Here is a 19,877-nt window from a genome sequence, read left to right on the forward strand (position 1 = left end):
CATGGCGGCAGCGAAGCCGGTGCGTGACACGGCTTCCGGAGCAAGGCGTAGACAAGGCAGGACGAGCAAGGAATGAACAATCAAATCTGGAAGAAGCCGCCGATTTCACTCGAAGCCTATCAGGCGATGGTGGGACAGGAGATCGGCGTGTCGTCGTGGCACGTGCTCGATCAGAAGCGCATCGACACCTATGCCGACGTGATCGAGGATCATCAGTTCATCCATGTCGATCCCGAGCAGGCCAAGGCGACGCCGTTCGGCACCACCATCGCGCACGGCTTCCTGACGATGTCGCTGCTGTCGGTGATGTCCTACGAGGTCATGCCGGCGATCGAGGGCACGGCGATGGGCGTCAACTACGGTTTCGACAAGCTGCGCTTCATCTCGCCGGTGAGATCCGGCAAGCGCGTGCGCGGCCGCTTCGTGCTGGCGGAAGCCACGCTGCGCAAGCCCAAGGAATTGCAGTCGCGCACCAATGTCACCGTCGAGATCGAGGGCGAGGAGAAACCCGCTCTGGTCGCCGACTGGATCGGACTGATTTATCTGAGCTAACTCACCTCGACACAACCCACCCTTCGTCATCGCCGGGCTTGACCCGGCGATCCATCACTGAAGAAAGCTGATGGATGCCCGGGCCTCCGCCGCGCCGAAGGGGCTTCGGCCCCGCAGGCGGGTCAAGCCCGGGCATGACGAGCAAAGAACCTAGGACACAACATCATGGCAATCAGATTCGACGGACGCGTCGCCATCGTCACCGGCGCAGGCAATGGTCTCGGGCGCGCGCATGCGCTGGGGCTGGCGAGCCGCGGCGCAAGGGTCGTGGTCAATGATTTCGGCGGCGCGCGTGACGGCACAGGCGGCTCGTTGACCGCGGCGGAGACGGTCGTCGAGGAGATCCGCAAGGCCGGCGGTACCGCGATGGCCGACGGCGCCGACGTCTCGAATTTCGAGCAGGTCACCGCGATGGTCGAACGCGCCACCAAGGAATGGGGCAGCGTCGACATCATGTGCGCCAATGCCGGCATCCTGCGCGACAAATCGTTCGGCAAGATGGAGGTCGCCGATTTCGCCAAGGTGCTGGACGTGCATCTCGTCGGCACCTTCTATTGCTGCAAGGCGGTGTGGAACGGCATGCGCGAACGCAATTACGGCCGCATCGTCATGACGACGTCGTCGTCCGGCCTGTTCGGCAATTTCGGCCAGGCCAATTATGGCGCCGCGAAGTCGGGCATGGTCGGGCTGATGAACGTCCTGGCGGAAGAGGGCCGCAAGACCAACATCCGCGTCAACATCATCTCGCCGACCGCGGCCACGCGCATGACCGAGGAGCTGCTGCCGCCGCAGGCGCTGCAGCTGATGAAGCCGGAGGCGATCACCCCGGCAGTGGAATATCTGCTCAGCGAGGACGCCCCGACCCGCACCATCATGGGCGCCGGTGCGGGCTCCTTTGCGGTGATCAAGATCCTGGAGACCGAGGGCATCAACCTGCCGCCGGAGGAGTGGACGCCGGACGCGATCGCCGCGCATTTTGCCGAGATCAGCGACATGTCGAAGGCGCGGGCCCTGCAGGGCGCGTTCGAGCAGACGCAGAAATATGTCGGCCAGGCCGCAGCGCGGCTGGGGATCAAGCTGTAGGTCTCGCTGTCATTCCGGGCGCGCGTCAGCGCGAGCCCGGAATCCTGACCACGATCGGGAGTATGGATTCCGGGCCTGCGCCGAGCGGCGCATCCCGGAATGACGACCTTTTTCGTTGATCCGTTATCCCTCTTCACCCCGATTGCGCGATGTCCTCACACGCACCAAACATCGCCATCATCGGCGCCGGCCCCGCAGGGCTTATGGCGGCCGAGGTGCTGGCCGAGGGCGGCGCGGCCGTCACCGTCTACGACGCGATGCCATCCGTGGCGCGCAAGTTTCTGATGGCCGGCCGGGGCGGGCTCAATCTCACCCACAGCGAGGAGCTGCCCGCATTCCTGTCGCGCTACCGTGACGCATCGTCCTGGCTGGAGCCGGCGATCCGCGCCTTCCCGCCGGAGCGGCTGCGCGCGTGGTGCGAGGCGCTGGGCGAGCCGACCTTCGTCGGCTCCTCGGGCCGCGTGTTTCCGGTTGCGATGAAGGCCTCGCCGCTGCTGCGGGCCTGGCTCCGCCGGCTGGCCACGCAGGGTGTTCGCTTCGAACTGCGACATCGCTGGACCGGATGGGACGATGGGCGGCTGTCCTTCGCGACGCCGGATGGACCACGCAAGGTTGCCGCCGACGCCACCGTGCTCGCACTCGGCGGCGCCAGCTGGCCGCGGCTCGGCTCCGACGGCGGCTGGGTGTCGATTCTCGCCGCGCAGGGCGTCACCATCGCGCCGCTGCGGCCAGCCAATTGCGGCTTCAGTGTCGCGTGGTCCGACATCTTTCGCGATCGTTTCGAGGGCCAGCCGCTGAAGGGCATTGCATTGTCTTTCGGCGAACGCATTGTGCGCGGAGAGGCGGTGGTGACGCGCGACGGCATCGAAGGAGGCGCGGTCTATGCGCTCTCGGCTGAGATGCGCGAGGCGCTCGCGCGGACGGGCGAGGCGATCCTGCACGTCGCGCTGCGGCCTGATCTCGCGACCGCGGACCTGATCAGCCGCATGTCGGCGCCGCGCGGCAAGCAGTCATTCTCGAATCTGCTGCGCAAGGCGCTGCACCTGTCGCCGGTTGCGATCGGCCTGCTGCAGGAGACCGCGAAGGCGCAGGGGTTCGCATTGGCGTCGTTGCCGCCGGACCGGATCGCGGCCCTGATCAACGGGGTGTCCATCCGTCTGACCGGCACCACCGGCCTCGCACGCGCGATCTCCAGCGCCGGCGGTGTCGCGCGCAGCGAGGTCGATGCCGACTTCATGCTCAGGCGGCGGCCGGGTGTGTTTGTCGCCGGCGAGATGCTGGATTGGGAGGCGCCGACCGGCGGCTATCTCCTGCAGGCCTCATTCGCGACGGGCGCGGCAGCCGGGCAGGGCGTGTTGACATGGCTGCGCGGAGCCGGTCAGGCTGACTGATCGGGCCGCTGGCGCAGAGCGCGCATCTCCAGAAAAAGACCGGTGCTTGGCCCTAATCCAAGCATATTCGAAGCCTACTTGCTGACCGTTACAACTTGTCATGCGCAGGAGGCGCACCGAGGGAGACGCGCGTGCAGTCAGAGCTACCGGACATGAGTGATCTGGAACGGGACGTCATGAAGCTCGTCTGGCTCAGACAGCCTGTCACGGCTGAGATGGTCCGCGAGCTCCTCGATCGTGACCTGAAGGATTCCACGGTCCGGACCTTGCTGCGTCGTCTCGAAGAGAAGGGATATGTGTCCCATAGGATCGAAGGCCGGACTTATTTGTACAGCGCAAGTCGTCCGCCCGAGGCCGTCGCGGCGAACGCAGTCAACAAGATCGTCAATTGGTTCTGTCGCGGCTCCGTCGAGGAGCTCCTGGTCGGCATGATCGACGAGAAGCTCATCGACAAACGCCAGTTGAAGGCGTTCGCTGACAGGATTGCGAGGAGCAAGTCGGGAGAGCGTTGATGGACTTGCTGCTGGAGGCCGCACTGCGATCGTTTGGCCTCGGGGCGGCAGTCTGGATCGGTCTGCGGCTGGTCAGAGTCGTCAATCCGCGGATCGAGTTGCGGGTGTGGGTCTGCGTGATGCTGGCCTCGACCGCGATGCCTGCGCTGGTCGGGTCGAGTCTGGTCACGCTCACGCTGCACGAAGATCCTCCCGCGGCGGCGATCCCGCTGCCAGGCGCGCCGGACGAGCAGCCAATGGCCCGTAGTTTGCGGTCGGGCTCGGCCGGCGCCGCGCGCGTTGCCGCGGCTGTCGATCAAAGCGGTTCGGCTCGCGAAATCGGCCAGGCCGACACCAACCGCGGTGTGGGTGCCGCGACGTCCTCGTCGTCTGCCGCGCCGGGCGTCGGCGCGCAACTCTCTGCTTGGCGTCCGAACTGGCGCGGACTTGTCTTCTATCTCTATGTCACTGTGGCCGCCGTGCTGCTGCTGCGGATCAGTCTGGGCATTCTGTTCGCGGTCAGGCTGTGGCGGTCGGCGGAGATCGTTCATGAGCCGCTTGCCGGCGGCGATGTGCGCGTCAGCCCCGCCGTCAGATCGCCGGTGACGTTTGCCGGCAGCGTCCTGCTGCCTTTGGAATACCGCGACTGGGAGCCCGTCAAACTAATCGCGGTGCTCGGGCACGAGCATTCCCATGTCCGCCATCTGGATTTCTACACGCTGTTGTTTGCGACCTTGCACCGCGCGGTGTTCTGGATCAATCCGCTCGCCTGGTATCTCTGCTACAGGGTCGCGGCCTTGGCAGAGATGCGAAGCGACGACGAGGCGATCGAAGGCATCGGCGATCGCCTGGCCTATGCGGAAGTGCTGCTCGGGGTGGCCAGCAACCCGGCGCCGCCACCTCATGGCATGGTCGCCCTGATGCATGCGATCGTTGCCCAACGGATCGAGCGGATCCTGGATTCCGACTGCGTTTCGGAACGGCCCGCATTGCGCAAACGCATCGCCATTTATGGCGCCTGTTGCACCCTCATTCTGCTGAGTGCAGGCAGGATCGGCTACGGCTATCTGCCGCTGGACGTCAGCTGGGACGAGTTCACGGCCCGCAGGACCTCGGGGGCCGTGCGGGCCGTGATGGTCCCCCCCGAGCAGCTCGACAGCTATGTCGGCTACTATCAGGCCGATCCGGCGGTCCTGCCCGACCTGGTGTTGACCGTGACGCGCGACAAGCAGCATCTGTTCGTGCAACGTACCGGCCAGAACAAGATCGAAGTGCTGCCGGAGAGCGAACGCGATTTCTTCTACACCGATCGAAGCTTCGAACTGTCCTTCATCGGCCGGGCGGGGGCGCGCGCCATTGCCATGGTACTGCATCAGAACGGCACGCATATCCGTGCGTCGCGGGTCTCGGCGGACGTCGCCCGCCGTGCGGCCGACCTGCTCGAGCAGCGTCTCATTGAACAGGCGCGAACGCGCAGTCCAGCCAGGATTGACCCGGCTGCCTTCGACCGCCTGGTCGGATATTATCGTGAGAATCCGCGGCTCCACGTCGAAATCAGCCGAGATGGCGATCGGCTGTTCGGCCGATACAGCGGCAGCCGCAAAATGGAGCTGTTTGCCGAAGACGATCTGCACTTCTTCTTCAAGGATATTGATGCACAGATCGCCTTCTTCGCCGATGCCGATGGACACGTCAATGCGCTGACCAGTCACCAGGACGGCCGTCTGTGGCCTGCCCAGCGGATAGCCGCACCGGACCGAACCGTGGGCCAGGTCGAGGACGCTGCCGCGTCGCGGAATCCGGGTATCGCTCCCGAGCAGGCCGTCATTCTCCGTGAGCCGCGATCGGCCGAGACGATCGCAGGATTCTACCAGGTCGATTCGTTCAAGATCCTGGTCATTTCCGCAGAGAACGGCAGGAGTTTCGCGCAGCTCGGCTATCAGCCGAAGGTCGAGATTGAGGCGGCCCGCGACGGCTCATATGGCGATGTCGGCATGTCGCTCAGGCTTCGCTTCACGTTGGATGATGCGGGCAAAGTCTCGGGCGCGATGCTCATTCGCAAGGGCAAGACGACGCGGCTACCGCGCATCAGTGGTTTGCCGCAGTTTGCACCGCAGGCCTCTCGGCTCGATGCGCGGCTGTTCGATGCCGAATACGCCGGAAACTACCAGGCGGGGTTCGATACTTTGATCCGAATTACCAGAGAGGGAGACCGCCTCCGCGTCGAAAAGCCTGGTCTGGTGACCGGAGATGAGATCGAACCTGTCGCCGATCGAGTGTTCCTGTGCCGGGCGACCGGCAAGCATTTTCTGTTCATTCGGGATCCCTCGGCAAGCGCGCTGAACCTCGTGATCTTCGAGCCGGGTGTCGGTGCAACGTTGGCCACACGGATCGATGGCGCAACGGCGCGAGAGCTCGAAGTGGAGCATATTCGTCGGACCGCGATGAGGATCGACCGCGTTCTGGCTCAGACGGCGACGGCCGGCAGTGAGGAGATCCTGCGTGATACGATCGCGCAGTTGCAGCGCGGCGAGGTCGACTCGACGCAGCTGAAACAGAGATTTCCGCAGGAGCTTCGGGTCAGGCTGCTCAAGGCCAAGCGTGAGCTGCAGGCACTCGGCGTGCTTCAGCAGCTTCGGTTTGCCGGAGTCGCGGCGGACGGGCTGGACGTCTTCGATGCCCAGTTTGCGTGGGGGAGTGCCCGATTCAGAGTGCTCTTGGACAGCGACCGGACCGTGAAGCGGCTGGCCTTTCGCTGGTACGGAGACGACACGCCGGGGGCCTATGTGCCCTGCGGAGCTGAAATCCCCGCCGGCGAGCCCGCCGGAGCGCTGTCGATCGACGTGACCCTGATCAATCACAGCGAAGGACCCGTCAACGCCTACCTGGTCGGGCCGGATGGCGAGCGCAGATTTCAAAGCAGTTTCGAGCCGGACACGCGTGGCGAGGTCGCGACGAAACTCGATCGGCCGATCGTCATCACCGACAAGGCTGGCGATTGCATCGGAATCGTTCTTCCAGGCAGGGCGACCCGTGTCACCGAGGTGCGGGGAAGCGAGAATGGCGCTGTCCTCGGCGCGCCCCTGATCCATGACACACCGGATCCGCAGAGCCAGACGCGGCTGCTGGACTACATGGCCGCAGTGCGCGACGGTCGGATCGACGAGACGATGCTGACCCGGTCGATGGCGCGCAATGGACGCGAGAGGCTCGCCGTTTGGCAGCGCATGTTGACCGATCTCGGCCGGTTCGAGTCGCTTCGCTTTATCGGTGGAGATAGTGCCGTCGGCGATCGGTTCCGCGCGCGCTTCAGCAACGGCGAACTCGATTGGCGGATCGTCACCGCCGCAGACGGACGCATTTCCAGCCTCGCTGTCGGCGCTGACTAGAGCATGATCCGGAAAAGTGGAAGCCGGTTTTCCGAATCGGATTGAGCCCGCTCGCATTCATCGAGCTGTTTGTTGAGCGAACAAATGTGGCGGTCGTAAACCGATAACGGCGCCGGGATCGCCACGATCAACTAATTAGTCGTGGCTTGGACGACCAGACATCGTCGAATTGCCGTCAATATCGCGACGCATTGCGAGTGTTACATTTTGTAGCGAATAAGGCGTCAACAATCGACCGTCTCGTGGAGAACGTAAAGATGAAGAACCTGAGGATCGTCAGGACGGCTGCGGCTGTGCTGATCGGCATTGGTGTGTCGTCCAATCCAGTATTCGCTGGCAACCATGCGGCTCTAGCGAAACCGGGTGCCAATTTGAAGGCTGCGGCGGCCGTCGATCAGAAGGCCAACAACGCTGTGGCGGCGGCCCAGGCCGCCGGCAAGAAGGCGGCTGATACGCTCAAGGCCGCCGACAAGACGGCGGCCGTTGCTGCAAAGGCCGTGACTCAGGCTGCTACCAAGGCGGCCACGGCTGCGGACAAGCAGACCGCGGCCGCTGCGAAGGCCGCCACCAAGGCCGCGACAGCTGCAGACAAGCAGACGGCAGCGGTCGCGAAGGCCGCCGACAAGGCTGCAGCGGCCAATGCCAATGCGGCCAAGGCTGCAGAGCAGAAGGCGAACGCAGCGAAGGCTGCGGATAAGGCGGCTGCCAAGGCTGCGAAGGAGGCGGCCGAGCAAAAGGCCAAGGCGGCGAAGGCTGCAGAGGCAAAGGCTGCCAAGGCTGCGAAGGAGGCCGCAGAGCAGAAGGCCAAGGCGGCGAAGGCCGCAGAGGCGAAGGCTGCCAAGGCAGCGAAGGAGGCGGCCGAGCAGAAGGCCAAGGCGGCGAAGGCTGCAGAGGCAAAGGCTGCCAAGGCGGCGAAGGAAGCGGCCGAGCAGAAGGCCAAAGCGGCGAAGGCCGCAGAGGCGAAGGCTGCCAAGGCAGCGAAGGAAGCAGCCGAAAAGAAAGCGAAGGCCGCGAAGGCTGCTGAGAAGAAGGCGGCCAAGGCTGCAAAGGAAGCGGCTGAGCAGAAGGCCAAGGCTGCGAAGCAGGCCGCGGCGAAGGCCGCGCAGGCCGCTGCCGGGAAGGCTGCGGCGCAGGCCAACAATGCAGCCAATCAGGCTGCGGCCAAGACGGCACAAGCTGCAAAATAGCCAGGCCATGTCGACCGCGTAAGCGGCCGCCCTCGGGAGAGAACGACGGACCGTCAGCGTTGCTCGCCGACGGTCCATCTCGAGGACGGTGCATCGACGTCATGTGCAGGCTGCTGACGTCTGCTCGGATACCGACGATAGCCGTTGCGTTTTCATGCGCAGATGCGCCGAGCGCGTCTGCCTGATGCGTTGCCCGAGTTTGTTGTGAGACATGCGAAAGCGTCAGCTTTGGTTCGGGCGATGGAGATCACGCGGCGATTGCTTGGCGCGGCTTGCCGCATCGTGTTGCATTGTCTGCTGCTCACCATCACCCTCTCGGTCGACCGTGCGGAAGCCGCCGTCAGGGCTGAAACATTGCTGTTGCGCCCGGTCGCCGACGCAGACCCGTTGTTGTTGCGGCGGTTCAAGGCGATCGATCCGCGGGAGAGCCTGGCGCGAGCCGTCCGCTTTGCCCCGGCCGCGGCGAAGCCGTTGCCCTTGCCGGGCGCGATGCTCGAGGGCACAGGATGCCTTGCCTTGATGCGGGTGCCCCCCAATGATGCAACTCGGATCTGGCGCGCGCTGGTCCGTTGTCACGTCAAGAGCCGGCCTATCGGACCCAAGCGGCCGGTCGCGCCGGTCATGCCGAAGCTGGAGGAGGTCGCGGAGGCGCCCAAGCCGGAGGAGAAGGCCGAGGAGGACGATCCCTTCGAACCGAAGGGAATCAAGGTCGGGGCCTTTGTGATCAAGCCGGCACTGGAACTGACCGTCGGGGTCGACTCCAATCCGTTGCGGATGCCGCGGGGCGGCAGGCCCGCGCAGACGCGCTCTGTCGTCCACGAGCTCGAAATACGTTCGCAATTCGAGCGGCACGAGCTCAATGCGGATCTGAGCGTCGGTTACAGCCAGACGCAAGGCGTGCCCGTGCTCAACGCCCCGGCGGTCGATGCGAAGATCGATGGCCGCTACGACATCACCGACGATCGATCGATCAATGGCGAGGTCCGGTATGCGCTCGATCCCGTCGACCGGGTGCTCGAAGCCCCCAGAGGCACCTTCGTCTCTAAATCCGGAGCGACGGTGGGCGTGAGCCAGAAGCTCGACAATGTCAGCGTCTCGGTGAAGGGGCTGGTCGATCGGAGCACCTTCAGCGGCGCACGCCCCGGCGATGACGCGCCGATCCCGAACAAGGACCGCAATTTCACCCAGCCTGCGGTGCAGACGCGCGTGTCTTACGCATTGTCGCCGCAGATCAGTCCGTTCGTCGACGTGACGCTGGACCGCAGGGTGCACGACATCCCGGTGGATTTCGGCGGCGTCCGCCGCGATTCCAATGGCACCGTGGTCAGTGCCGGACTGAGCCTGGCCTTTGCTGGACGATTGGCCGGCGAGATCGCGGTCGGATATCTGACGCGGCGTTTTGCCGACCCGATGCTGCCCGGGATTTCCGGCATGATCGTGAACGGGGCGCTCGTCTATCGGCCATTCGACAGGACGTCATTCGTCCTGGTCGGAACGTCCGACACTCTGGAGAGCGTCATACCGGGCGTGAGCGGGATCTTTCGGCGGGACCTGATCCTGCAGGCGCGCCAGGAATTCGATCCCCGCACCAGTGCCTCGCTGTCCTTCGGCTTTGGTCAGGACCGGTTCGCGGGCATTGTCCGGACCGACGATCGATACTCCGTTGCGCTTGGCGCCGTCTACAAGCTGTCGCGTGAAGTGCAGCTCAAGGCCGACGTCCGGCAGGATTGGTTGAGATCGACAATCCCCACCGTCAACAACATGGCGACGACGGCGACGGTGGGAATCCGATTCCAATACTGACGATCCGTCTGCCTAGCGCAGCTTGCCCCTGGCCGCGACCGGCAGCGTTCCCAGGATCTCGTCGCCGCGGACCATCACGACCTCGTCCATCATGTTGACGACGACGCAGACATGGTTGGGGACGATGCGGACGACGTCGCCGACATGGGGGCGGGTGTTGGAGCGCGACAGATCGAGGAATCCGTGCTCCTCGGCGAAGCGGGCGATCTTGGCCTCCGGGTGCTCCAGGATCAGGCCATGGCCGTCGAGGCCTCCAGTATCGGATGTCAGCGTCTTCGAGCCGGCATCGAGGATGCCGCGCTCGGGCGCGGCACGGCTGACGACGGTCGAGTAGATATGCAGCGCGCAGTCGTCCCAGGTCGCAACGCCGGCGGCGACCTGCATGCGGTCGTTGTAGATGTAGGTTCCGGGCCGGTGCTCGGTGGCGCCCTTGAGCTTGCCGAGATTTTTCAGGTTGGGCGAGCCGCCGGTCGAGACGATGGCCGCGTCCAGCCCTTCGGCGCGCACGCCGGCGAGCGCCTCGTCAAAGAAGCGTTGCGCCTCGTCCCAGCCCGTCTCGGTCGGATACAGCATGAAGCCGGCGAAGCGCAGGCCCTCTGACACCTTGATCTGGCGCGCGAGCTGAATCGCCTCGGCCGGCGTTTCAACACCAGCGCGCTTGCGCCCGGTGTCGCATTCGACCACGACGGAGAGCGTGCGACCGGATTGCTTCGCCGCCTCCGGCAGGCCGGCGACGACGACCGGATTGTCGGCGGCGACCGTCATGTCGGCCTTGGCCTGCAGCGCGGCGAGCCGCGCCATCTTCTCCTCGCCAATCAGATTGTAGCTGATCAGGACGTTGTCGATGCCGGCCTCAGCCATAATCTCGGCCTCGCCGATCTTCTGGCAGGTGATGCCTTGGGCGCCGGCCGCGATCTGCAGCTTGGCCAGTTCAGGGCTCTTGTGCGTCTTGATGTGGGGACGATTGGCGACGCCGGCCGCCGCGCACTGCGCCTGGATGCGCGCGATGTTGCGCTCGACCCTGTCCATGTCGATGACGGCGCACGGGGTGCCGTATTCCCTGGCGATCCTGGCGGCGAGCGGCGTGGTCATCTCATTCACTCCATGTTGCCGTCATTGCGAGGAGCGAAACGACGAAGCAATCCAGAGTCGCATCTACAGCTGTGGATTGCTTCCGCCGTCGCCCTTCGGGCTATGGCGGACAAGTCGCTTCGCTCGCAATGACGAAGAGAACGTCGGGTGGGCAAAGCGAAGGGTGCCCACCGTCTTCTGTTGCGCAAGACCGCGGTGGGCACGGCGCTGGCGCGCCTTGGCCCACCCTACGGCGCCGTCACCCGCCCTCGATCTCCTCGCGCAGCATTTCGAGCTCCAGCCAGCGGTCTTCGGCAGCGGTGAGCTCGGCCTGTGCGGTGGCGAGGGCCAGCGAAGCGGCGTCGAACGTCTTGCGGTCTTTCGCATACAGCGCGGGGTCGTCGAGCAGCTTCTGCTGCTTCGCGATCTCCCCTTGCAGCTTGGCGATCGTCTTCGGCAAGGTCTCCAGCGCGTGCTTCTCGTTGAAGGAGAGTTTGCGCTTCGACGTGCTCGAAGCCGTCGCCGCAGGCTTGGCCGCCTTCTTCTCATCGGCGGCGGCTGCTGCCGCCGCGGCGTGCTCGCGCTTCAGGTCGGCGCCGCGCTGAACCAGCATGTCGCTGTAGCCGCCGGCATATTCCTGCCATTTGCCGTTGCCCTCGGGCACGATCACCGAGGTGACGACGCGGTCGAGGAAGTCGCGGTCGTGGCTGATCAGGATGACCGTGCCCTCATAGTCGCCGAGCATGTCCTCGAGGACATCCAGCGTATCGAGATCGAGATCGTTGGTCGGTTCGTCCAGCACCAACAGGTTCGACGGCTTGGCCAGCGCGCGCGCCAGCATCAGCCGGCCGCGCTCGCCCCCGGAGAGCACCTCGAGCGGCGTGCGCATCTGCTCGCGCGAGAACAGGAAGTCTTCCATGTAGCCGACGACGTGCTTCGGTTTGCCTGCCACCATGACGTGGTCACCGCGGCCGCCGGTCAGCGCCTCCGCCAAGGTTGTCCGTGGATCGAGGCTTTCGCGATGCTGGTCGAGCGTCGCCATCTCCAGGTTGACGCCGAGCCGGATGCTGCCGCTGTCGGGTTCGCTGCCGCCGGTGAGCAGGTTGACCAGCGTGGTCTTGCCGGCGCCATTGGGGCCGACGATGCCGATGCGGTCGCCGCGCTGGATGCGGATGGAGAAATTGTCGACGATCTTGCGATCGCCATAACTCTTCGACGCGCCCTTGGCCTCGATGACGAGCTTGCCGGACTTGTCGGCCTCGGCGGCGGCGAGATTGGCGCTCCCCACGGCTCCGCGATAGTCGCGGCGCTGCTGGCGCAGCGCATGCAGATTGGCGAGCCGCTTGACGTTGCGCTTGCGCCGGCCGGAGACGCCGTAGCGCAGCCAGTGCTCCTCGTTGACGATCTTGCGGTCGAGCTTGTGCTGCTCGCGTTCTTCTTCCGCCAGCACCTCGTCGCGCCACGCCTCGAACGCCGCAAAGCCGCGGTCGATCTGCTTGATCTGGCCGCGATCGAGCCACGCGGTTGAGCGCGACAGATTGGTCAGGAAGCGCCGGTCGTGGCTGATCAGCACCAGCGCGCAGCGCCGGCCGTCGAGCTCGTTCTCCAGCCACTCGATCGTGGTGAGGTCGAGATGGTTGGTCGGCTCGTCCAGGAGCAGGATGTCCGGGTTCGGTGCCAGCACGCGCGCCAGCGCCGCGCGGCGCGCCTCGCCGCCGGAGACATGCGCCGGATCTTCCTCGCCCGTCAGCCCGAGCTGCTCGACCAGATAGCGGGCCTGGTAATGATCGTCGCCGGGCCCAAGCCCGGCCTCGACGTAAGACAGCGTGGTGGGATGGCCGGAGAAATCTGGCTCCTGCGGCAGATAGCGCACGGTGGCGCCCGGCTGCACGAAGCGCGTGCCGCTGTCGCAATCGACCAGGCCGGCGGCGATCTTCAGCAAAGTGGATTTGCCGGAGCCGTTGCGGCCGATCAGGCAGACGCGTTCGCCGGGCGAGACCGACAGCTCGACGCCCTGCAGCAGCGCCGTGCCGCCGAAGGTCAGGCGGATGTCTTTCAACTGGATGAGCGGTGGCGCCATGTTTCTAGCTCTGCTGGTGGACCCGCGCCGCGCGCTGGCGCTGCAGGCGGCGGATCGTCGTATCGAGGGTGGAGAGAAAGGTGGAGCGGTCGCGCGGGGTGAACGAGCGCGGCCCGCCCGTGACCTCGCCTGAAGAGCGCAGATCGGTCATCAGGTTGCGTACTGCCAAGGTCATGCCGATCGACTCCTCCGTGAACGGCTTGCCGTTCGGCGCGATCACGGCGCTGCCGGCCTTGACGCAGCGGCTCGCCAGCGGAATGTCCGCGGTGATGACGATGTCGTCGCCGCCGGTGCGCTCGGCGATCCAGTCGTCCGCCGCGTCCATCCCGCTGCCGGCTGCCACGCGGGTGATCAGCGGATCGTCGGGCACGCGGATGAAGCCGCCGGCGACGACGATCACCGGCAGGCCGTGCCGGAGCGCGACGCGGTAGATTTCGTCCTTCACCGGGCAGGCGTCGGCGTCGACAAAGATGCGGAAAGGTGCGGCTTCGGTGGTCATCGGGCCTTTCATCGGGATGGCCGGTTGGTACTCCATCGCGCCAGGAATTGCGAGCCAAACGCTGCGCTTGCCAGGACCTTTCCGGCCGCTACCATCGCCGAAAGGACTCAAAGGGAGGCAAGCATGGCAGGCGGACTCGGGGTGTACGCGGTCGAGGCGTTCAATACGGCCAAGCAATCCGAGAACAAGATGCATGATGATGCCGTAGCGCGCCGTTTCGGCTTCGCCGGCGGCCTCGTACCCGGCGTCGAGGTGCTGGCCTATATGCTGCATCAGCCGGTGGCCCGCTGGGGCCGGGCATTCCTGGAGCGCGGGCTGATCGAGGCGCGGTTTATCAAGCCGGTCTATGATGGCGAGATGGCCGAGGTCAGGGCAGAGCAGGTGGGCGATGGCATCGGGCTCGAGGTGACAAGCCAAGGCCAGCTATGCGCCACCGGTTCCGCGTCATTGCCGGCGGTGGCGCCGGATGTCGTGCTGGCCGAATACCGCGATGTTCCGCCGGCTGCCATGCGGCCTCCGGTCAGCGCGGAGTCCTTCGCTGTCGGCAGCTGGCTCGGCACCGCGCCACGCGCCTGGCCCGGGCAGGCGGCGAAGCTGTATCTCGATGAGATCCGCGAGCGCGACCCGCTCTATGCGAACGACCGGCTCGGCCATCCCGGCATGCTGCAGCGGGTGATGAACCGGCTGCTGGTCGACAATGTCGTGCTCGGTCCCTGGATTCACGTCGGCAGCCGGATGCAGCTGCTGTCGGTGATCGCCGAGACCGACGAGATCACGGCACGGGGGCGGGTGGTCGCAAACTACGAGAAGAAGGGCCACCGCTTCGTCGAGATCGACGCGCTGGTGGTCGCGAACGGCACGCGCGCGCTGGCACATTGCCAGCACGTCGCGATTTACCAGCCGCGCGCGCAAGCGGCGGCGTAGCGGATAGTTTGGAGAAGCGATGGGCTGAGGGAAAAGGCACGCCGCCTCTCTGAACAAGGCCGTCATGCCCGCGCAGGCGGGTATCCAGTACATCGCGGCTTCTCGGTTCAGTCACAACTGCCGCGGCGTACTGGATCGTCCGCCTCCGCGGATGATGACAGGTGAGATTGAAGCGAGCCGTCTGCCCACACTCCGTCATTGCGAGCGCAGCGAAGCAATCCAGGGTGGCGGGCGGGATTCTGGATTGCTTCGCTGCTGTTCAGCCCGGGGACATAGCTTACACCTGTTCGGGGACATAGTTGACACTTTTGGGGTCGCGCAAATCGATCGCTGCGATCTGATGCGCGGCAAAGAAAATTCCGAATTTTCCGTCCTGACTGAGCGGGCGAATAGCGAGCCGCTCGCTGCGAAAGGCTTGCGGGACTTTCCAGAGCCGTCCCTCGAAACTGACATAGGCCTTGGTGCTCGACACCGAACGGACGATCTCACCCTCGTCGTATTCCACCGTCGGAAGGCGATCCGGCATCGTTCGCGGGCTCGGCCGGTAGCGGCTCGCCGGCACATCGAAGTCGAGAGCCTCGTGGGGCCGGTCGAGATTGTAGACGGCCCGCCATTCGTCGAGCGCCCGCTGGACGTCGTCAAGGTCCCTGTAGCGCTTGAAGGCAAAGACTTCGGCCTTCAGGCTGCGGTGGAAGCGTTCGTTCTTGCCGCGGCCCTGAGGATGATACGGCCGGCTGTGGATCGTTCGAATGCCGAGCTTCAGAAGCCAGACCGTCAGCGCGGTCCAGGGGTCTTCGAGAGTAAAGCCCCAGGGACCACCATTATCGACGAACATCGCATCCGGCAGTCCATAGCGGCGGAACGTCGTCTCCAGATGTCCTTTGACCGTAGAGCCGCGCTCGTTGTCACACGCCGCCAGGCACACGGAGAAGCGCGAGTGGTCGTCCAGCGCAGTCAGCGGGTGACAGGACACGCCGTTCTCCAGCGCACTGTGCCCCTTGAAGTCCATCTGCCACAGCTGATTGGGCGCATCCTTCTCGAAGCGCCTGTACGGCTGCCCCGGCGTGCCTGCAGGCTCGCTCACGCGATCGTAGCGGCGCAGGATGGTGTGCACGGTGGATATCGCCGGGACAGTTTGCCCGTCGCGCGCGAGACGACGTGCGAGCTTGCGCGCGCCCCAGGTCGGGTGAGCGTCGCGCAACGCGACGATCTGCTGCTCAGTCGCAGCCGCCGTGCGCTCCGGGCTCCGATGCGGCCGCCGCGACCGGTCCGCCAGCGTCGTATCGCCGGCGTCATACCGCTGGATCCACTTGTAGCCGGTCTCGGCGCTGATGCCGAACTGACGGCACAGCTTCCGCCGGTTCACGCCCTCCTGCTTGGCAAGCATCACAAACTCTCGTCGCTGGTCCATGACAGACACCTCTCGCCACGGCATCGCTCGCCCCTTTGCTTGACGAATCGAGCCGATTTTGAGGTGTCAACCATGTCTCCGAACACCTGTCAGCCATGTCCCCGGGCTGAACACTGCGCTCGCAATGACGCTGTCTTTCGACAACCACTCGTCATGCCCGGGCTTGTCCCGGGCATCCACGTCGTGCGTCACCTGCGGCTCGTGGATGGCAGGGCCTACGCCGCGCCGAAGGGGCTTCGGCCCCGCAGGCGGGTCAAGCCCGGCCATGACGGAGGAGAGAGAGGGGCACTCACTCATCGGCCCCACTAACGCGCGGCTCACGCCGCCGACTTCGCCTTGCCGTCCTGGATCGCGCGCCAGATCTTCTCGGTCGTCAGCGGCATGTCCAGATGCTTCACGCCGTAGTCGGACAGCGCGTCGATCACGGCGTTGATGACGCTCGCCATCGAGCCGGCGCAGCCGGCTTCGCCGCAGCCTTTGGTGCCGAGCGGGTTGCTCTTGGCGGGCACCGGGTGATTGTCGACCGTCATCATCGGCACGTCGGAGGCGCGCGGCAGCGCGTAGTCCATCAGCGATCCCGTGATCGGCTGGCCGCTCTCGTCGTAGCGCAGGTGCTCCATCATCGCCTGGCCGATGCCTTGCGCGACGCCGCCATGCAGCTGGCCCGCGACGATCATCGGGTTGATCACGGTGCCGAAATCGTTGATCGCGGTATAGGCGACGATCTGGGCGACGCCGGTGTCCGGGTCGATCTCGACCTCGCAGACATGGCATCCATTGGGGAAGGTCGACTCCGTCGCCGTCGAATTGTGGTCGACGTCGAGCGAGGCCGGCACGCCCTCGGGCATCTTGCCCTCGCGCATCCGCCGCGCCAGCTCCATGATGTCGATGCTGCGGTCGGTGCCGGCAATGGTGAACTGGCCGCCCGCGAACTCGATGTCGGCTTCCGAGGCCTCCAGCAGATGCGCCGCCGCCTGCTTGCCCTTGGCGATGACGAGCTGCGACGACTCGACGATCGCCTGGCCGGTCGCGGTGATCGAACGCGAGCCGCCGGTGCCGTTGCCGAACCGCACGAGGTCGGAGTCGCTCTGCTCAAGCCGGATCTTCTCGAACGGCACGCCGAGCTGCGCCGACAGCACCTGCGCGAACGGCGTGGCATGGCCCTGGCCGTAATCGAGCGTGCCAGTGGTCAGGGTCACGCCGCCATCGGCGTCAAACGTGATCTTGCCGAGTTCGCCGGATGGCGGCGCGGTCACTTCCAGATAGGAGCCGACCGCGATGCCGCGCAGCTTGCCATTCTTACGGCTCTCGCGCTTGCGCTTGGCGAATCCGGCATAGTCCGAGACAGCGAGCGCCTTCTCGAACACCGCGGCGAAATCACCCGAGTCATAGGTGACACCGGAGGCCGCCGGGAACGGCATCTGGCTCGGCTTGATGAAGTTGCGCTTGCGGATGGTGAGGCGGTCGATGCCCATCTCGCGCGCCGCGGTGTCGATCAGCCGTTCCATGAAATAGTTCGCCTCGGGCCGGCCGGCGCCGCGATAGGCGCCCATCAGGGTGACGTTGGTCAGCACGGTCTTGATGTCGACGCCGAGCAGCGGCGTCTTGTAGACGCTGGCGAGGTTCTTGCCGGTGTTGAGCGACAGCGGCAGCGGCGCCACGCCCATGATGTAGGCGCCGAGATTGCCATAGCCGGACAGCCGCACGGCGAGGAACTTGCCGTCGGCGTCGAGCGCGAGCTCGCCATGGATGATCTGGTCGCGGCCCTGGCTGTCCGACAGGAAGGCGGTGGTGCGCTCGTCGCGCCACTTCACAGGGCGGCCGAGCTCTCTGGCGGCGTGCAGAATGCAGACATATTCGGGATAGGAGACGTTCTTCATCCCAAAGGAGCCGCCGACATTGGTGGTGAGGATGCGGACCTTGTCCGGCGCGACGTTGAGGATCTTTGCCAAGGTCGCCTTGTTGCCGGACACGCCCTGCGTCGGCACCTGCAAGGTGAAGCGCTCGGTCTTGCCATCGAACGCGGCGAGCGCCACGCGCGGCTCCATCGACACCACGGCGACCCGGGTGTTGACGATGTCGAGCCTGGTCACATGCGCGGCTTTCGCGAACGCCTCCTCGATCTTGGCAGTGTCGCCATAATGGTAATCCAGCGCGACGTTGTTCGGGATGTGGTCATAGAGCTGCGGCGCGCCGGGCCTGGTCGCCTCCTCGGCGTTGGTGACCGCGGGCAGGGGCTCGATGTCGAGCCCGACCGCCTCGGCCGCGTCGCGGGCCTGGGCCGCGGTCTCCGCCACCACGAAGGCGATGGGATCTCCGACGAAGCGAACCTTGTCGGTGGCAAGCGCCGGCCGATTGGTCTGCAGCAGCGGCGAGCCGTCGCGGCTCTTCAGCGGCAGGCCGCAGGTGAACGGGCCATAGGCGGCCGCGGCGAGATCAGCGCCGGTCCACACCCCGAGCACGCCCGGCATGCCCTTGGCGGCCGTCGTGTCGATGCCCTTGATGATGCCATGGGCATGGCTGGAGCGGACGATCCAGGCATAGGCCTGGCCCGGCAGGTTGAAATCATCGGTATATTTGCCGTGACCGCGGACCAGCGTGTCGTCCTCCTTGCGCCGGACCGGCTGCCCGACGCCGAATTTCTGCAGCGCGATCGCGTTTTCGAGGGAAGCCGGCGAGGTGTGATCTTGCATGGATGAACGATCCGGGAGGCTGGATGAGGCGCAAATGCGGGCTGTTCCCAGATAGTGCAGCCCCTGCGGCCGGACAACGGTTGATTAGGAATGGTGCATCACGCCTGACGGAGGGGCTGTTGCGCCGGGGCTATCCACTGATAATGTCTCACGAAAGAGAACTTCCATCTGGGCCGGTTCGGCCAGCGGAAAGACATTTGAATGATCAATGACACGCGGCTGCGGGAGGATCCCACGCCGCGCGGGAACCTGGAGCCCGGCTTGCATCCGGGTCTGGACGTCGCGTCACAGCCCTGCGCCAGCAATGGCGGCAGCGTCTATGCGGCCCTGGACCTCGGAACCAACAATTGCCGGCTCCTGATCGCCTGTCCCTCGGGCGACAGTTTTCGCGTGGTCGATTCCTTCTCGCGCATCGTCCGGCTGGGCGAGGGCATCTCGACCACCGGCTGCATCAGCGACGCGGCGATGGATCGGGCGATCGCCGCCCTCAGCATCTGCCGGGATAAGATCCAATCGAAAAAGGCCAGGCGCCTGCGCCTGATCGCGACGGAGGCCTGCCGCGCGGCGGCCAATGCGGAGGGGTTCCGCAGCCGGGTGGCGGCCGAGACCGGCATCGAGCTCGAGGTGATCGATCGCGAGACCGAGGCGGCGTTGGCCGTGAAGGGCTGCGCGCCGCTGCTGGATCCGTCCGGGCGCGGGGCGATCCTGTTCGATATCGGCGGCGGATCCAGCGAGCTGGTCCGGATCGAGCGTGATCCTTCCGATCGTCATGCCGAGCCACGCATCAAGGCGTGGATGTCGATCCCGCTCGGGGTCGTCACGCTCGCCGAGCGCTTCGGCGGGCGCGACGTGACGCCTGAGATCTACGCCGCCATGGTCGAGGACGTGGCCGGACATGTCGGTCCGTTCGCGGCGGAGAACGGCGGAGATCTCGCCGGCATGCACCTGCTCGGCACCTCCGGCACGGTGACGACGCTGGCGGGCATTCATCTCAACCTCGCACGCTACGACCGTCGCCGGGTCGACGGCATCTGGATCAATGACGCCGACATCACCGCGACCATCGCCAAGCTGCTGGCGATGAGCTACCAGGAGCGCGCCGAGAACAACTGCATCAGCATCGACCGGGCCGATCTCGTGCTGGCCGGCTGCGCCATTCTCGATGCCATCCGGCAATCCTTTCCGCTGCCACGGCTGCGCGTCGCCGATCGGGGCCTGCGCGAAGGCATGCTGGTGGAGATGATGCGCGAGGACGGGGCGCTCCGTACGGCGTAAATTCTTCACCCTCCCCCTCCAGGGGAGG

General features: G+C 65.6%; 14 protein-coding genes. 9 read left to right on the forward strand and 5 right to left on the reverse strand.

The features are described 5' to 3' along the window. The first annotated feature begins 72 nt into the window (after positions 1-72). From BBTA_RS16770 to BBTA_RS16800, 7 genes are all read left to right on the forward strand, one after another. The gene (locus BBTA_RS16770; RefSeq protein WP_012043682.1) at positions 73-552 is read left to right on the forward strand and encodes a MaoC family dehydratase; all 480 of its coding nucleotides are present in this window, start codon (positions 73-75) and stop codon (positions 550-552) included. Between the two features lie 165 nt (positions 553-717). Continuing rightward, positions 718-1,635, forward strand: coding sequence for an SDR family NAD(P)-dependent oxidoreductase (locus BBTA_RS16775; RefSeq protein WP_012043683.1), 918 nt, complete (start codon positions 718-720; stop codon positions 1,633-1,635). A gap of 149 nt (positions 1,636-1,784) precedes the next feature. Then, entirely contained in the window at positions 1,785-3,026 is a 1,242-nt protein-coding gene (locus tag BBTA_RS16780; protein ID WP_041750698.1) for a TIGR03862 family flavoprotein, read from the forward strand. A 152-nt stretch (positions 3,027-3,178) separates the two neighbouring features. Further along, on the forward strand, positions 3,179-3,538 hold the full coding sequence (locus BBTA_RS16785) for a BlaI/MecI/CopY family transcriptional regulator (protein ID WP_041750699.1): 360 nt from the start codon (positions 3,179-3,181) through the stop codon (positions 3,536-3,538). Continuing rightward, on the forward strand, positions 3,538-6,906 hold the full coding sequence (locus BBTA_RS16790) for a M56 family metallopeptidase (RefSeq protein WP_012043686.1): 3,369 nt from the start codon (positions 3,538-3,540) through the stop codon (positions 6,904-6,906). The genes BBTA_RS16785 and BBTA_RS16790 overlap by 1 nt, the downstream gene beginning before the upstream one ends. A gap of 257 nt (positions 6,907-7,163) precedes the next feature. Then, positions 7,164-8,093, forward strand: coding sequence for a hypothetical protein (locus tag BBTA_RS16795; RefSeq protein ID WP_049795372.1), 930 nt, complete (start codon positions 7,164-7,166; stop codon positions 8,091-8,093). A 240-nt stretch (positions 8,094-8,333) separates the two neighbouring features. After that, a complete protein-coding gene (locus BBTA_RS16800; RefSeq protein ID WP_049795373.1) occupies positions 8,334-9,896 on the forward strand; it encodes an outer membrane beta-barrel protein in 1,563 nt (520 codons plus the stop codon). A 12-nt stretch (positions 9,897-9,908) separates the two neighbouring features. Here BBTA_RS16800 and BBTA_RS16805 read toward each other — a convergent pair whose 3' ends face one another. From BBTA_RS16805 to BBTA_RS16815, 3 genes are all read right to left on the reverse strand, one after another. Further along, on the reverse strand, positions 9,909-10,988 hold the full coding sequence (locus tag BBTA_RS16805; RefSeq protein WP_012043688.1) for a D-TA family PLP-dependent enzyme: 1,080 nt from the start codon (positions 10,986-10,988) through the stop codon (positions 9,909-9,911). Positions 10,989-11,226: 238 nt separating this feature from the next. After that, the gene (locus tag BBTA_RS16810) at positions 11,227-13,047 is read right to left on the reverse strand and encodes an ABC-F family ATP-binding cassette domain-containing protein (protein WP_012043689.1); all 1,821 of its coding nucleotides are present in this window, start codon (positions 13,045-13,047) and stop codon (positions 11,227-11,229) included. Positions 13,048-13,051: 4 nt separating this feature from the next. Next, positions 13,052-13,546, reverse strand: a complete 495-nt coding sequence (locus tag BBTA_RS16815) for a YaiI/YqxD family protein (RefSeq protein WP_041751481.1) — start codon at positions 13,544-13,546, stop codon at positions 13,052-13,054. A 123-nt stretch (positions 13,547-13,669) separates the two neighbouring features. On the opposite strand from BBTA_RS16815, the gene BBTA_RS16820 reads away from it, so the two are divergent. Then, positions 13,670-14,470 carry a hypothetical protein gene (locus BBTA_RS16820; RefSeq protein ID WP_012043691.1) on the forward strand — a complete coding sequence of 267 codons (801 nt, stop codon included), beginning with the start codon at positions 13,670-13,672 and terminating at the stop codon, positions 14,468-14,470. Between the two features lie 277 nt (positions 14,471-14,747). On the opposite strand, the gene BBTA_RS16825 is transcribed toward BBTA_RS16820, so the two are convergent. After that, positions 14,748-15,905 carry an IS481-like element ISBrsp4 family transposase gene (locus tag BBTA_RS16825; protein ID WP_083780592.1) on the reverse strand — a complete coding sequence of 386 codons (1,158 nt, stop codon included), beginning with the start codon at positions 15,903-15,905 and terminating at the stop codon, positions 14,748-14,750. 293 nt (positions 15,906-16,198) lie between these two features. Further along, complete coding sequence (locus BBTA_RS16830) at positions 16,199-18,574, reverse strand: xanthine dehydrogenase family protein molybdopterin-binding subunit (protein WP_012043693.1); 2,376 nt, start codon at positions 18,572-18,574, stop codon at positions 16,199-16,201. 201 nt (positions 18,575-18,775) lie between these two features. On the opposite strand from BBTA_RS16830, the gene BBTA_RS16835 reads away from it, so the two are divergent. Then, a complete protein-coding gene (locus BBTA_RS16835; protein ID WP_012043694.1) occupies positions 18,776-19,849 on the forward strand; it encodes a Ppx/GppA phosphatase family protein in 1,074 nt (357 codons plus the stop codon). Positions 19,850-19,877: the final 28 nt, after the last annotated feature.

Source organism: Bradyrhizobium sp. BTAi1 (genome assembly GCF_000015165.1).
In the GTDB taxonomy this organism is placed as follows: domain Bacteria; phylum Pseudomonadota; class Alphaproteobacteria; order Rhizobiales; family Xanthobacteraceae; genus Bradyrhizobium; species Bradyrhizobium denitrificans.